The sequence below is a fragment of the Pseudomonas sp. lyk4-TYG-107 genome, from assembly GCF_030209055.1.
GTDB classification, from domain to species: Bacteria; Pseudomonadota; Gammaproteobacteria; order Pseudomonadales; family Pseudomonadaceae; genus Aquipseudomonas; species Aquipseudomonas putida_A.
This window is the reverse complement of record NZ_JARVST010000035.1, coordinates 103,341-117,259: the sequence shown is the minus strand read 5'-3', so window position 1 is coordinate 117,259 and position 13,919 is coordinate 103,341. Positions and strand designations below refer to the sequence as shown.

Below are 13,919 nucleotides of genomic sequence, written 5' to 3'. Positions count from 1 at the left end.
TTATTAGTCATCAATAACGCGTTGGATTTAACCTGTCATTCAATCGGACTTTGAATAAAGCTGTATTAACGGCATTTGGGTTTAATTCTCATTTTTTCGGGCGGTCTGAACGGTAAACCACTACAAAAGCAGTGGTGTTTATGCTCTGAGTTTGCGCGAGACTGTCAGGGTCTTTTCCGTGGAGTGCCCCCATGACTGTCAGCGCAGATAAATTTACTGCCCAGACCTTGCTCGACGTGCAGCCTTTGACCCCCAGTCTGTTTACCCTGCGCACCACGCGCGATACGGGCTTCAGATTTCGCGCGGGACAATTCGCTCGCCTGGGGGTGACAAAGGCTGATGGCAGCACGGTCTGGCGTGCTTACTCGATGGTCTCTTCACCCTTCGACGAGTTTCTCGAGTTCTTCTCCATCGTGGTGCCAGGTGGCGAATTCACCAGTGAACTTAGTCGCTTGCAGGTCGGCGATACCCTGCTGGTGGAACGCCAGGCCTTTGGTTACCTGACGCTGGATCGGTTTGTCGACGGTCGGGATTTGTGGCTGTTATCCACCGGGACCGGGGTTGCGCCGTTTCTGTCGATTCTGCAGGACTTCGAAGTGTGGGAGCGATTCGAGCGGATCATTCTGGTGTACAGCGTGCGCGAAGCGCGGGAACTGGCCTATCAGTCGTTGATTGCAGAACTGTCCGAGCGTGATTACCTGGCAGAACACGCCCATAAACTGCAGTTCATTCCCACCGTTACCCGAGAAAAGGTTCCTGGTGCCTTGCATGGCCGTATTACCAGCCTGATTGAAAGCGGCGAGCTGGAGCGTGAAGCCGGTGTTGAACTGGCCCCCGAGCACTCGCGCGTCATGCTGTGCGGCAATCCGCAGATGATCGACGACACCCGGGCACTGCTGAAGAAACGCCACATGAGCCTGAGCCTGACGCGGCGGCCGGGACAGGTGGCGGTGGAAAACTACTGGTAAAAAAACGGCGCCATCAGGCGCCGTTCTTTATTCATCAAGCAGTCAAGGCCGGTTGTTCTGGGCCTTGAGCAGATCGCGGATCTCACCGAGCAACTCTTCTTCCTTGGTCGGAACCGGTGGCAGGGAAGGGGCTACGGCTTCTTCGCGTTTAAGGCGGTTGATGGCTTTGACACCCATGAAGATCGCGAAGGCGACGATCACGAAGTCCAGAATGCTCTGGATGAATTTACCGTAAGCCATGACCACGGCAGGGGCGTTGCCCTCGGCGGCTTTAAGCGTGATGGCCAGATCACTGAAGTCCACCCCTCCGATCAACAGGCCGATTGGCGGCATGATCACGTCGCCGACAAACGACGAAACAATTTTGCCAAAGGCGGCACCGATGATGATACCGACGGCCATGTCGACCACATTGCCTTTGACCGCGAAGGCCTTGAACTCACTAAGCACGCCCATAGGTTATTTCCTTGTTACAGATGAGGTTGGTGTACGCAGTGTAAATCAGCAAACGCGTCCTGCGCGAAACACCTTCTTACATTGCCCGTTTTTATCGACCGATAAATCTGCAATTAGTTTGCAAAGTGCCACTAATCGCGCGCGAAATACGCCGTAACACGCTGATCGGGAAGCCAAAATTTTCAATCGTCGGGTTACGAACTTTCTATTTATGTTCGCGGACTTAGCCCTCTAGCCTCTGGTTGGCGCACCTGGATGCGCCCAAAAGAACCAGAGGAACCTGATATGAATTCCACCCTTGGACTGGGGGCTTTTCCCCATCGCCGTACGCTCGGCGTACTCACCGCCAGCCTGTTGACCTTCTCCGTGCACGCCGCGCCCCTGACCCGGGATAATGGTGCAGCGGTGGGCGACAATCAGAACTCGCAAACCGCCGGCGCCAACGGCCCGGTGCTGCTGCAAGACGTGCAACTGATCCAGAAACTCCAGCGTTTCGACCGTGAGCGCATTCCCGAGCGTGTGGTGCATGCCCGCGGTACCGGTGCCCATGGCACGTTCACCGTGACCAACGACCTCAGCGACCTGAGCAAGGCCAAGGTATTCGCTGCCGGGCAGGTGACGCCAGTGTTCGTGCGCTTCTCCGCAGTGGTTCACGGTAACCATTCCCCGGAAACCCTGCGCGATCCACGGGGCTTTGCCACCAAGTTCTACACCGCTGATGGCAACTGGGACCTGGTCGGCAACAACTTCCCGACCTTCTTCATTCGCGACGCGATCAAGTTTCCGGACATGGTCCATGCGTTCAAACCCGATCCACGCACCAACCTTGACGATGACTCGCGTCGTTTCGACTTCTTCTCCCACGTGCCGGAAGCCACTCGCACGCTGACCGAGCTGTATTCCAATTCGGGTACTCCAGCCAGTTATCGGGAAATGGACGGTAATGGCGTGCATGCCTACAAGTTGGTTAACGCCAAAGGCGAAGTGCACTATGTGAAGTTCCACTGGAAAAGTTTGCAGGGCATCAAAAACCTGACACCTGAACAAGTCGAGAAAGTTCAGGGCAAAGATTACAGTCATATGACTAATGATCTGGTCAGTCATATCAACAAGGGTGATTTCCCGAAATGGGACTTGTACATCCAAGTGCTGAATCCACAAGATTTGTCCAAGTTTGATTTCGATCCATTGGACGCTACCAAAATCTGGCCGAATGTTCCTGAGCGAAAAGTTGGACAAATGGTGTTGAACCGTAATCCGGCCAATGTATTCCAGGAAACCGAACAAGTTGCCATGGCCCCGGCCAATGTTGTGCCGGGTATCGAACCTTCAGAAGATCGTCTGTTGCAAGGTCGAGTGTTTTCTTATGCCGATACGCAGATGTATCGCCTGGGTGCAAACGGCCTGCAACTTCCGATCAATGCGCCAAAAGTTGCGGTCAACAATGGCAATCAGGACGGTGCGATGAACTTCGGTGCCACGGCGTCTGGCGTGAACTATCAGCCAAGCCGCCTGCAACCGCGTGAAGAGCCGCAAAGCGCGCGTTACAGCCAGCTGGCACTGTCGGGCAGCACCCAGCAGGCGAAGATTCAGCGTGAGCAGAACTTCAAACAGGCCGGGGATCTGTATCGCTCGTTCAGCCAGCAGGAGCGTCAGGACCTGATCACCAGCTTCGGCGGTTCGCTGGCGACCACCGATGACGAGAGCAAGCACATCATCCTGTCCTTTCTTTATAAGGCAGATCCGGAATACGGCACCGGTGTGACCAAAGTGGCCAAGGGTGATCTGAGCCGGGTCAAGGCGCTGGCAGCGAAACTGGTCGACTGATCTCGACGCCATGCAACGCGGGGCCTGACTCAGGCCCCGCTCTGCCCAAGGAGAGCGTTTATGCGTGCCTTTCTTTTACTGTTGCTCGGTTGCCTGTCATTTGCAGCGCTGGCCGAACAGAACCCCGAGGCGATCAAGGCGCAGTTGCAGGATTACTATTTCGATGCCGCCCGGCGTGGTGATGTGCCGATGCTCGAGACCTTTATCGAGTCCGGTTATTCCCTCGATACCCGCGACAGCAAGGGCTACACCGCTTTGATTCTGGCGGCGTATCACGGCCAGGGTGCGGCAGTTGACCGGTTACTGGCGGCGGGCGCTGATGCCTGCGCGCAGGACCAACGTGGCAACACAGCGCTGATGGGCGCGATTTTCAAAGGCGAGATACAGATTGCTCGAAGGCTGATGGCCACCGATTGCAGCCCCGATCAGCGCAACGGCGCAGGCCAGACTGCGGCCATGTACGCCGGGTTGTTCAAGCGTGTCGAACTGCTCGATGCGCTCAAGGCCAAAGGCGCCGATCTCAATGCCGAAGACCCGCTGGGCAACAGCGCCGCGCGTCTGGCCAACGGCGAAATCCGTACCGCCGCGCCGCGCTGAGCGGTGGCTGCGTTATCATCGCGGTTTTTGCCGGGGGATCCAGATGGCCAAGGCCAAGCGCATGTACGGCTGCACCGAGTGCGGCGCAACCTTTCCCAAGTGGGCGGGCCAGTGCGGCGAGTGCGGCGCCTGGAACACCCTGACCGAAACCATGATCGAAAGCGGCGGGGCCACGGCGCCCACCGGGCGTACCGGCTGGGCCGGGCAGCAAGCGCAGATCAAGACCCTGGCCGAAGTCAGCATCGAGGAGATTCCACGTTTCTCCACTGCGTCCGGTGAGCTGGATCGGGTTTTGGGTGGCGGTCTGGTCGATGGCTCGGTGGTGCTGATAGGTGGTGATCCGGGCATCGGCAAGTCGACGATTCTGTTACAGACCCTGTGCAACCTCGCCAAGAGCATGCCGGCGCTGTACGTCACCGGCGAAGAATCCCAGCAGCAAGTGGCAATGCGCGCCCGGCGTCTGGGGCTGCCACAGGATCAACTGCGGGTGATGACCGAAACCTGCATCGAAACCATCATCGCCACCGCCCGTCAGGAAAAACCCAAGGTGATGGTGATCGACTCGATCCAGACCATTTTCACCGAACAGTTGCAATCAGCGCCGGGTGGCGTCTCGCAGGTACGTGAGAGTGCGGCGCTGCTGGTGCGTTATGCCAAGCAGAGTGGCACGGCGATCTTCCTCGTCGGTCACGTCACCAAGGAAGGCGCATTGGCAGGCCCAAGGGTTCTCGAACACATGGTCGACACCGTGCTGTATTTCGAAGGCGAATCCGATGGCCGTTTGCGTTTGTTGCGGGCGGTGAAAAACCGTTTCGGTGCGGTCAATGAACTGGGCGTGTTCGGCATGACCGACAAGGGCCTGAAAGAAGTCTCCAACCCTTCGGCGATTTTTCTCACCCGTGCCCAGGAAGAAGTCCCGGGCAGTGTGGTGATGGCCACCTGGGAAGGCACCCGGCCGATGCTGGTGGAAGTGCAGGCGTTGGTCGATGACAGCCATCTGGCCAATCCACGGCGCGTGACGTTGGGCCTTGATCAGAACCGATTGGCGATGTTGTTGGCGGTATTGCATCGCCATGGCGGCATTCCGACCCATGATCAGGACGTGTTCCTCAACGTGGTCGGCGGGGTGAAGGTGCTGGAGACCGCGTCCGACCTGGCGTTGATGGCGGCGGTGATGTCGAGCCTGCGCAACCGGCCGTTGCCGCATGATCTGCTGGTGTTTGGCGAAGTCGGTTTGTCCGGCGAGGTGCGTCCGGTGCCGAGCGGCCAGGAGCGCTTGAAGGAAGCGGCCAAGCATGGCTTCAAACGGGCGATCGTGCCCAAGGGCAATGCACCGAAAGAGGCGCCGCCGGGGTTGCAGATCATTGCCGTGACCCGGTTGGAACAGGCGCTCGACGCATTGTTCGAATAGTCCTGTGGGAGCGGGCTTGCCCGCGAAAGCGGTGTGTCAGTCGAAATCAATGTTGATTGACACGGCTTCTTCGCGGGCAAGCCCGCTCCCACAGGGGATTTGTATTGATGGCTAGATTTCGATCAGGGCGCCGAGTTCGCGCTCAAGCTCGGCTTCGTCAGCCAGGTTGAGCTCGATCAACCGTCGCAAGCGCTGGATCGACTCCAGACTGATATGCCGGCAGACGAAGCCTAGTTGTCCGTGATCTTCGTGAGCCAGGTGTACATCCATCTCGATATCGACATCATCGCTCAGATGAATGTTGACGAAGAAATCCTGCTCCCTATCCCCAAGCCACGGCTCCGGCCGTTCGATCAGCAGCCCTTTGAGCGACAGGTCGATCAGTTTCACCGGCCAGATATATTCACCTTGGCGCAACTCGGTTCTGGCATCGAACGCAATACGTTTGAAGCGACGGCGATTGGCTGGGTGTTCGCTCATGGCGCAATCCTCGGGAGAGTTCGCTGACTATAGACCCGACTCGCGGGTGGCTGCCAATCAACGAGCCGTCTAGACCAACGTCGGGGTATGGCCTTTGGCGCCGTAAGCGCTAAACTCGGGGTGGCTGTCTTTCTTGTCCACCCTGGCTGGAATAATAAAATGAAAAATAATAATAGCCTGCTACGCCACTTACCCTGGCTAGTGCTGGCAATCGTAGGAGCGTGCGCCCTGGGCGTAGTGGCATTGCGCCGAGGAGAGGCGATCAACGCCTTGTGGATCGTGGTCGCGGCAGTGGCCATTTATCTGGTCGCGTACCGTTACTACAGCCTGTTCATCGCCAACAATGTGATGCAACTCGATCCGCGTCGGGCCACCCCCGCCGTGCTCAACAACGACGGTCTGGACTACGTTCCAACCAACAAACACATTCTTTTCGGTCACCACTTCGCCGCGATCGCGGGCGCCGGACCTCTGGTCGGCCCGGTATTGGCGGCGCAGATGGGTTATCTGCCCGGCACGCTGTGGCTGATTGCCGGGGTGGTGCTGGCGGGCGCGGTGCAGGACTTCATGGTTCTGTTCATGTCGACCCGGCGCAACGGCCGTTCCCTGGGCGACATGGTGCGTGAAGAAATGGGCCGCATCCCCGGCACCATCGCCCTGTTCGGCTGCTTCCTGATCATGATCATCATCCTCGCGGTGCTGGCGCTGATCGTGGTCAAGGCACTGGCAGAGAGCCCATGGGGCATCTTCACCGTGATGGCGACCATCCCGATCGCGATGTTCATGGGCATCTACATGCGCTACATCCGCCCGGGCCGCATCGGCGAGATCTCGGTCATCGGTGTGTTGCTGCTGCTCGGTTCGATCTGGCTCGGCGGGCAGATTGCCGCTGATCCGGTGTGGGCCAAGGCCTTCAGCTTCACCGGCGTGCAAATCACCTGGATGCTGATCGGTTATGGCTTCGTCGCCGCCGTGTTGCCGGTGTGGCTGATCCTCGCGCCACGCGACTACCTGTCGACGTTCCTCAAGATCGGCACCATCATCGCCCTGGCGATCGGCATTCTGGTGACCATGCCCGAGCTGAAAATGCCGGCGCTGACCCAGTTCGTCGACGGCACCGGCCCGGTGTGGAAGGGCGGTCTGTTCCCGTTCCTGTTCATCACCATCGCTTGCGGTGCGGTGTCCGGGTTCCACGCACTGATCTCTTCGGGCACCACGCCGAAGTTGCTGGATAACGAAACCAACGCGCGCTACATCGGTTACGGCGGCATGCTGATGGAATCGTTTGTGGCGATCATGGCCATGGTTGCCGCTTCGGTGATCGAGCCGGGCGTGTACTTCGCCATGAACAGCCCGGCCGCCGTGGTCGGCGGTGACGTCGCATCGGTGGCGCAGATGGTCAGCAGCTGGGGCTTCGCGATCACGCCGGAGGCGCTGCAAGCCGTGGCTCACGACATCGGCGAAACCACCATCCTCGCCCGTGCCGGCGGTGCGCCGACCCTGGCGGTCGGTATCGCGCAGATCCTGCACAGTGTCCTGCCGGGTGAAAACACCATGGCGTTCTGGTACCACTTCGCGATCCTGTTCGAAGCGCTGTTCATCCTGACCGCTGTAGACGCCGGCACCCGTGCCGGGCGCTTCATGCTGCAGGACCTGCTCGGCTCCTTCGTTCCGGCGCTCAAGCGCACCGAATCGTGGACTGCCAACCTGATCGCCACCGCCGGTTGTGTGGCGATGTGGGGCTGGTTGCTGTATCAGGGCGTGATCGATCCACTGGGCGGCATCAACACCCTGTGGCCGCTGTTCGGTATCTCCAACCAGATGCTGGCCGGTATCGCGCTGATGCTCGGCACCGTGGTCCTGATCAAGATGAAGCGCCAGCGCTACATCTGGGTCACCCTGCTGCCAGCCGCTTGGCTGCTGATCTGCACCACCACCGCAGGCTTCATCAAGCTGTTCGACGCCAACCCGGCGATCGGCTTCCTGTCGCTGGCCAAGAAATACAGCGATGCGCTGGCCAACGGTCAGGTGCTGGCACCGGCAAAAAGCGTCGAGCAGATGCAGCACGTGATCTTCAACGCCTACACCAACGCAACGCTCACTGCGCTGTTCCTGTTCGTGGTCTTCAGCATCCTGTTCTATGCGCTCAAGGTCGGCATCGCTGCCTGGGGCAAAAAAGAGCGTACGGATAAAGAATCGCCATTCCAGGCCCTGCCGGACGCGTAACCAGAGGATTGCACCATGTTCAATGACCTGAGTCGCCTCGGTAAATACCTCGGTCAGGCCGCGCGCCTGATGGTCGGCATGCCCGACTACGACACCTACGTCGAGCATATGCAAACCAAACACCCGGACAAACCGGTGATGAGCTACGAGATGTTCTTCCGCGAACGTCAGGAAGCGCGTTACGGTGGCAAGGGTGGGCCGAAGTGCTGTTGAGCTGACAGCCTGCGGTTGATGCAGTCCCCCTGTGGGAGCGGGCTTGCTCGCGAATACGGAGTGTCAGTTGATACGTGTGGTGACTGACACACCGCTTTCGCGAGCAAGCCCGCTCCCACATTTGTTTTGTGTTTCTTTAAGGAGATCGTGTTTTGTCTTCTCCCATACCTGTAACGGTACTCAGCGGTTTCCTCGGTGCCGGCAAGACCACCTTGCTGCGCCATCTGCTTAAAGCCGATCATGGCCTGAAGATCGCCGTGATCGAGAACGAATTCAGCGACGCCGGCATCGACACCCAGTTGCTCGGCGTCGAGCCGGTGCAAGTCATGACCCTGGCCAACGGCTGCGTCTGCTGCACCATCCACACCGATCTGACCAAGGCCCTGTACCTGCTGCTCGAACGCCTGGACAGCGGTGAAATCGCCTTCGACCGTCTGGTGATCGAGTGCACCGGTCTGGCCGATCCGGCCCCGGTGGCGCAGACCTTTTTTATCGACGAAGAACTGCGCGAGCGCTATCTGCTCGACGGCATCATCACCCTGGTGGATGCGGCTCACGCCGACCAGCACCTGACCCAGACCATCGCCCAGGCGCAGATCGGTTTCGCCGACCGCTTGCTGGTGAGCAAGACCGATCTGGTGGATGAGGCCACGTTCACCGCGCTGAGCGAACGCCTGACGCGGATCAATCGTCGTGCGCCGATCCGCGTGGTCGAGCATGGCAACATCGATCTGGCCGAACTGCTCGACGTGCGTGGCTTCAATCTCAATGCCGACCTCGGTGGCGGGGTGAGCCTGCGTCCGGTGAGCAAGGCGCCGTCCATCGACCGCATCTCCAGTCTGGTGCTGCGCACAGACCAGCCGCTGGATATCGATCAACTCAGCGAGTTCATGAATGAGCTGCTGGAAGAACATGGCAAGCAGTTGTTGCGCTACAAGGGCGTGTTGAACATCGCTGGCGAGGATCGGCGGCTGGTGTTTCAGGGCGTACTGAAACTTTACGGATTCGACTGGGACACCGAGTGGGCCGAGGGTGAGGCGCGGGAAAGTGTGATTGTGTTTATTGCCGATGATTTGCCGGAAGAGAAGATTCGGGCGGGGTTTGCCAGAGTGACTTCTGCCTGATGATTCTTCGGCGCCAGGGCTGACGCCTTCGCGAGCAAGCCCGCTCCCACAGTAGGCCGCATTCTGTCAGGAGGAATGCAATTCACTGTGGGAGCGGGCTTGCTCGCGAAGGCGATCTAACCGGCGACACGATGCTCAAGGGCTGTACCCAGCAAGGTCTGCTCAAGATGATCCAGGTGTTGATTCATCAGTCGCTCAGCCATGGACATATCCTCAGACGCGACCGCCTCGACAATCGCCAGATGCTCCTGCCACGCGCAGCAACCCGGCGTCGATCTATCACACCGCGCAATCGCCAGCGACGTCAACGGCACCAGGCTGCCAAGAAAATGCGCCAACGGTGCATTCCCCGCCATCCGTGCCAACTGCAGATGAAACTCGCCGGACAAACGAATCGCCGCCGCACGCCGTTCCTGAGCCACGGCCAGACGTTCGCGTTCGACCAGCGTGCGCAAGCGTTTCAAACCCTCCGCTGAGGCATTCTGACAAGCCAGACGCACCAGCGTCGCTTCGGTCAGGCGCCGGGCGTGCAGGGTTTGCCGGGTCTGCTCGGCATCCGGTGCGGCCACCCGTGGCCGATGGTTGGCGCGCAGCACAATCACCTGCTCATGGGACAACTGCGTCAGCACCCGGCGCACATCGGCGCGGCTGACGCCAAACATCTGCTTGAGACTGTCTTCGGTGAAGCGGCTGGCCGGGTCGATTCGCCGGTCCAGAATCGCGTCGAACAGCCGCGGGTATAGATCATCTGCCGGCGCCTGCAGGCGGGAGAAGGGCAGGGGGGCCGACATCTGACGAGTGTGCGGCGACGTGGCAAGGCTGTTCATGGCCGGTCTCCAGTGTGAATCAATCAGTGGCTGAGGTTGTCATCCGGAATGTTCAATTCAACGCCCATCCGTTGGCCTTCGCGCAGAATGTGCCGACGCATTTCGGCGCTGGCCTGAGCGCTGTTCTTGCTGCGGATTGCGCGTACCACCGCTTCGTTTTCTTCCAGGCGTTCGGCCAAATGCTCAGGCGAATTGCGCAGCACTTCGGCGCTTTGCTTGAGGGCATTGCTGGTTTGCTGCACCACACTCTGGAAAATCGGGTTCGAAGTCAGGGTGAACAGCTCCTCGTGGAAGGCGATGTAGGCGCTGACCCCGGCTTCACTGTCGCCTGCCTCAAGGGCTTCGCGCATGTCCATCAACGTCAGGCGCAATTGCCCGACTTCCTTGCTGCTGATCGACTGCGCGACCAGACCGACGATGAACGGCTCTAGGGTGTAGCGCAGTTGCAGCACGTCTTCGAGGCTGGCGCCGGCCACCGCGCTGTCGTGGCTCTGGCTGTCGCTGAGTTGGGCGTCGAGCACCACCACGCCTTTGCCCGGCATCGAACGCACCAGGCCAAGGGTTTCCAGGACGATCACCGCTTCGCGCAGGCTTGGGCGGCTGATGCCCAGTTGTTCGGCCAGTTCGCGCTGGCCCGGCAGCATGTCGCCGGAGCGCCACTGACCGCGGGCGAGGGCGGCGCGCAGTTTTTCTACGACTGAGTTGACGACGGTTGATGTGGTGATCACTTGTCTTGCTCCGTGAGCCCGTTGGGGCTGCCGCAAATAGGATCAGAAGATCGCAGCCTGCGGCAGCTCCTGTGGGGTTGAAAATCAGAACTCTTGCTGGTGCGCCGGAGTTCCGGTTTTACGCGGTTGAAAGGTGTAGCCCTGCTGACCGCTGAGTACTTTGTTTGCGCGTTGCACATCGATGTCCTTTTCCCAGCGGGCGATGGCCACGGTGGCGACGCAGTTGCCGATCAGGTTGGTCAGTGCCCGGCCGATGCCCATGAACCAGTCCACCGCCAGTACCAGCACCAGACCCACTACCGGAATCGCCGGGATCGCCGTCAGCGTCGCCGCCAGGATCACCAGCGCCGAGCCGGGAATGCCGTGGGCGCCCTTGGAAGTGATCAGCGACACCAGCAGAATCGTCAGCAGATCGGTCATCGCCAGTGGCGTGCCGGTGGCGTTGGCGATGAACACGATGGCCAGGGTCAGGTAGATCGAGAAACCGTCGAGGTTGAACGAATAGCCGGTGGGAATCACCAGCCCGACCGTCGAGCTGCCAATCCCCAGGTGTTCAAGTTTGCGCATGATCTGTGGCAGCACGGCGTCGGAAGAAGCGGTGCCCATGACGATCAGCAGCTCTTCACGCAGGTACTTGAGCAGCGGCCACAGACGCAGGCCCGAGGCGCGCATTACCACGCCGAGGATCACGCTGACGAACGCCATGCAGGTCAGGTAAAACAGGCCGACCAGACTGCCCAAGTGCTGTAGCGAATCGAGGCCGTACTTGCTGGTGGTGAAGGCGATGGCGCCGAACACGCCGATCGGCGCCAGGCGCACGATCATGCCCATGATCCGGAAGATCACATGGCTCAGTTCGTTGATCAGCCGCGAGATTCCGGAGGCCGCTTCGCCCACCAGATTCAGCGCACTGCCGAACAGCACCGAGAACAACAGCACTTGCAAAATGTTGTTGTCGGCGAAAGCTCCCAGCACCGAGGTCGGGATCAGGTCCATCAGGAACTGGGTGGTGGTGTGCATGTGCTGGCCGCGTTCAGCGATATCGCCCATGTCGGCGGCGGACAGTTGCTCCAGATGGATATTCGCGCCGCTGCCGATTCCGGTGCTGAAGGCGAATACCAGGCCGATCACCAGCGCGATGGTGGTCAGCACTTCAAAGTAGATCACCGACTTGAGGCCGATGCGCCCGACCTTCTTCAGATCGCCCGCGCCGCTGATGCCGCTGACCACCACGCAGAACACGATCAGGCCGATGAGCATCTTGATCAGTTTGATGAAGCCGTCGCCCAACGGTTTCAGCTGAGCGGAATATTCGGGAAGGGTCAGCCCGCAGACGATGCCGAGCACCAGTCCGAGAACCACTTGGAGGAAGATTGAACGCGAGCACCATCTGAGCATGGGAGGAATCCTGGTCGGTGTCCTGGCTGCCGTACGCCTTTGGGCGCATCAGATTCAGAACTTAATTATTGTGGTCTTACCGGTATGTCCAGTGCGGGTGCAGTCTAGGCGCGGATTTTTGCGGATCGCAAGTGAAAATTGATGAATTGGCATGACCGGTCTGACCAGTTGTGCGGTGAGTCCCATTCTTGAGCGGTTCAGGCGTTTGAAAAAATGTGGGCATAAAAAAACCGGCCAATCACGTGGCCGGTTTTTCATGCTGCGGATTTGGCGTCGCGATTACGCGCCGTACACCGGCAGTTTCTTGCAGATGGCTTTGACTTTCTCACGAACGGCGTCGATCACCGCTTCGTTGTTCAGGTCAGCCAGGATGTCGCAGATCCAGCCGGCCAGCTCTTTGCACTCTGCTTCCTTGAAGCCGCGAGTGGTCACAGCCGGGGTACCGAAACGCAGACCGGAGGTCACGAATGGCGAGCGTGGGTCGTTAGGCACGGAGTTCTTGTTCACGGTGATGAACGCTTTGCCCAGCGCGGCGTCGGCGTCTTTACCGGAGATGTCCTGCTTGATCAGCGACAGCAGGAACAGGTGGTTCTTGGTACCGCCGGAAACCACGTCGAAACCACGCTCGATGAACACTTCGGCCATGGCCTGGGCGTTCTTCACCACTTGTTCCTGGTAAGCCTTGAACTCAGGCTGCAGCGCTTCCTTGAAGCAGATCGCTTTAGCGGCGATCACGTGCTCCAGCGGGCCACCCTGGGCGCCCGGGAATACCGCGGAGTTCAGCTTCTTCTCGATCTCGGCGTTGGCGCGCGCCAGGATCAGACCGCCACGAGGACCGCGCAGGGTCTTGTGCGTGGTGGTGGTGACCACGTCAGCGAATGGCACCGGGTTCGGGTAGACGCCAGCGGCGACCAGACCGGCCACGTGCGCCATGTCGACGAACAGGTAGGCACCGACCTTGTCAGCGATGGCGCGGAAGCGTGGGAAGTCGAGGATCTGCGAGTAGGCAGAGAAACCGGCCACGATCATTTTCGGCTTGTGCTCAACCGCCAGACGCTCGACTTCGTCGTAGTCGATCAGGCCGTTGGCGTCGATGCCGTACTGCACGGCGTTGTACAGCTTGCCGGAGGACGAAACGCTGGCGCCGTGGGTCAGGTGACCACCGTGGGCCAGGCTCATGCCCAGGATAGTGTCGCCACCTTGCAGCAGAGCCAGGTAGACAGCGGCGTTGGCTTGGGAACCGGCGTGCGGCTGAACGTTGGCGTAATCGGCGCCGAACAGCTCTTTGGCGCGGTCGATGGCCAGTTGCTCAACAACGTCGACGTACTCGCAACCACCGTAGTAGCGCTTGCCCGGGTAGCCTTCGGCGTACTTGTTGGTCAATACCGAGCCTTGAGCTTCCATCACCGCAGGGCTGGTGTAGTTTTCCGAAGCGATCAGCTCAATGTGCTCTTCCTGGCGCTGAGCTTCTTGCTCCATGGCGGCAAAGAGATCGGCGTCGTACTTGGCAATAGTCAAATCACGGCTGAACATGGCGGTCCTCAAGGATCGGGGGCAGAAAAGGGGGGCATTCTAACCCAATGGGTTTTGGATGGCATATGAAACGACATCATGTCGCAGACAAGTGGCGTTCATGCCAGATGTGCGGTGCCTTTGAAGGCCTC

13 protein-coding genes are annotated in these 13,919 nt (G+C 59.6%); 7 read left to right on the top strand and 6 right to left on the bottom strand.

Annotation, left to right across the window (positions count from 1 at the left end; genetic code table 11):
• Nucleotides 1-191 precede the first annotated feature (191 nt).
• Nucleotides 192-968 carry a ferredoxin--NADP reductase gene (locus QRN61_RS26385; protein ID WP_027612842.1) on the top strand — a complete coding sequence of 259 codons (777 nt, stop codon included), beginning with the start codon at nucleotides 192-194 and terminating at the stop codon, nucleotides 966-968.
• 42 nt (nucleotides 969-1,010) lie between these two features.
• Here the strand turns inward: QRN61_RS26385 and mscL are convergent, their stop codons facing one another.
• A complete protein-coding gene (mscL, locus tag QRN61_RS26380) occupies nucleotides 1,011-1,424 on the bottom strand; it encodes a large-conductance mechanosensitive channel protein MscL (RefSeq protein WP_027612841.1) in 414 nt (137 codons plus the stop codon).
• A 285-nt stretch (nucleotides 1,425-1,709) separates the two neighbouring features.
• On the opposite strand from mscL, the gene katB reads away from it, so the two are divergent.
• The 3 genes from katB to radA are packed head-to-tail and all read left to right on the top strand — an operon-like array spanning nucleotide 1,710 to nucleotide 5,259.
• Complete coding sequence (gene katB, locus QRN61_RS26375; RefSeq protein WP_225136368.1) at nucleotides 1,710-3,251, top strand: catalase KatB; 1,542 nt, start codon at nucleotides 1,710-1,712, stop codon at nucleotides 3,249-3,251.
• Nucleotides 3,252-3,311: 60 nt separating this feature from the next.
• A complete protein-coding gene (locus QRN61_RS26370) occupies nucleotides 3,312-3,848 on the top strand; it encodes an ankyrin repeat domain-containing protein (RefSeq protein WP_103367277.1) in 537 nt (178 codons plus the stop codon).
• A gap of 43 nt (nucleotides 3,849-3,891) precedes the next feature.
• On the top strand, nucleotides 3,892-5,259 hold the full coding sequence (radA, locus tag QRN61_RS26365; protein WP_007963764.1) for a DNA repair protein RadA: 1,368 nt from the start codon (nucleotides 3,892-3,894) through the stop codon (nucleotides 5,257-5,259).
• A gap of 111 nt (nucleotides 5,260-5,370) precedes the next feature.
• On the opposite strand, the gene QRN61_RS26360 is transcribed toward radA, so the two are convergent.
• A complete protein-coding gene (locus QRN61_RS26360; protein ID WP_103367278.1) occupies nucleotides 5,371-5,739 on the bottom strand; it encodes a PilZ domain-containing protein in 369 nt (122 codons plus the stop codon).
• Nucleotides 5,740-5,898: 159 nt separating this feature from the next.
• Between QRN61_RS26360 and QRN61_RS26355 the strand changes: the two genes are divergently transcribed.
• The 3 genes from QRN61_RS26355 to yjiA all read left to right on the top strand — a co-directional run bounded on the left by QRN61_RS26355 (nucleotide 5,899) and on the right by yjiA (nucleotide 9,302).
• Nucleotides 5,899-7,965, top strand: a complete 2,067-nt coding sequence (locus QRN61_RS26355) for a carbon starvation CstA family protein (RefSeq protein ID WP_097089275.1) — start codon at nucleotides 5,899-5,901, stop codon at nucleotides 7,963-7,965.
• A gap of 15 nt (nucleotides 7,966-7,980) precedes the next feature.
• Nucleotides 7,981-8,178 carry a YbdD/YjiX family protein gene (locus QRN61_RS26350; protein WP_003228401.1) on the top strand — a complete coding sequence of 66 codons (198 nt, stop codon included), beginning with the start codon at nucleotides 7,981-7,983 and terminating at the stop codon, nucleotides 8,176-8,178.
• Nucleotides 8,179-8,330: 152 nt separating this feature from the next.
• Entirely contained in the window at nucleotides 8,331-9,302 is a 972-nt protein-coding gene (yjiA, locus tag QRN61_RS26345; protein ID WP_285376208.1) for a GTPase, read from the top strand.
• A gap of 116 nt (nucleotides 9,303-9,418) precedes the next feature.
• Here yjiA and QRN61_RS26340 read toward each other — a convergent pair whose 3' ends face one another.
• The 4 genes from QRN61_RS26340 to glyA all read right to left on the bottom strand — a co-directional run bounded on the left by QRN61_RS26340 (nucleotide 9,419) and on the right by glyA (nucleotide 13,788).
• Complete coding sequence (locus QRN61_RS26340; RefSeq protein WP_285376207.1) at nucleotides 9,419-10,129, bottom strand: GntR family transcriptional regulator; 711 nt, start codon at nucleotides 10,127-10,129, stop codon at nucleotides 9,419-9,421.
• 23 nt (nucleotides 10,130-10,152) lie between these two features.
• Nucleotides 10,153-10,857, bottom strand: coding sequence for a FadR/GntR family transcriptional regulator (locus QRN61_RS26335; RefSeq protein WP_027612834.1), 705 nt, complete (start codon nucleotides 10,855-10,857; stop codon nucleotides 10,153-10,155).
• An 84-nt stretch (nucleotides 10,858-10,941) separates the two neighbouring features.
• The gene (locus tag QRN61_RS26330; RefSeq protein WP_007963773.1) at nucleotides 10,942-12,255 is read right to left on the bottom strand and encodes a C4-dicarboxylate transporter DctA; all 1,314 of its coding nucleotides are present in this window, start codon (nucleotides 12,253-12,255) and stop codon (nucleotides 10,942-10,944) included.
• 279 nt (nucleotides 12,256-12,534) lie between these two features.
• Nucleotides 12,535-13,788, bottom strand: a complete 1,254-nt coding sequence (gene glyA / locus QRN61_RS26325; protein WP_003228394.1) for a serine hydroxymethyltransferase — start codon at nucleotides 13,786-13,788, stop codon at nucleotides 12,535-12,537.
• Nucleotides 13,789-13,919: the final 131 nt, after the last annotated feature.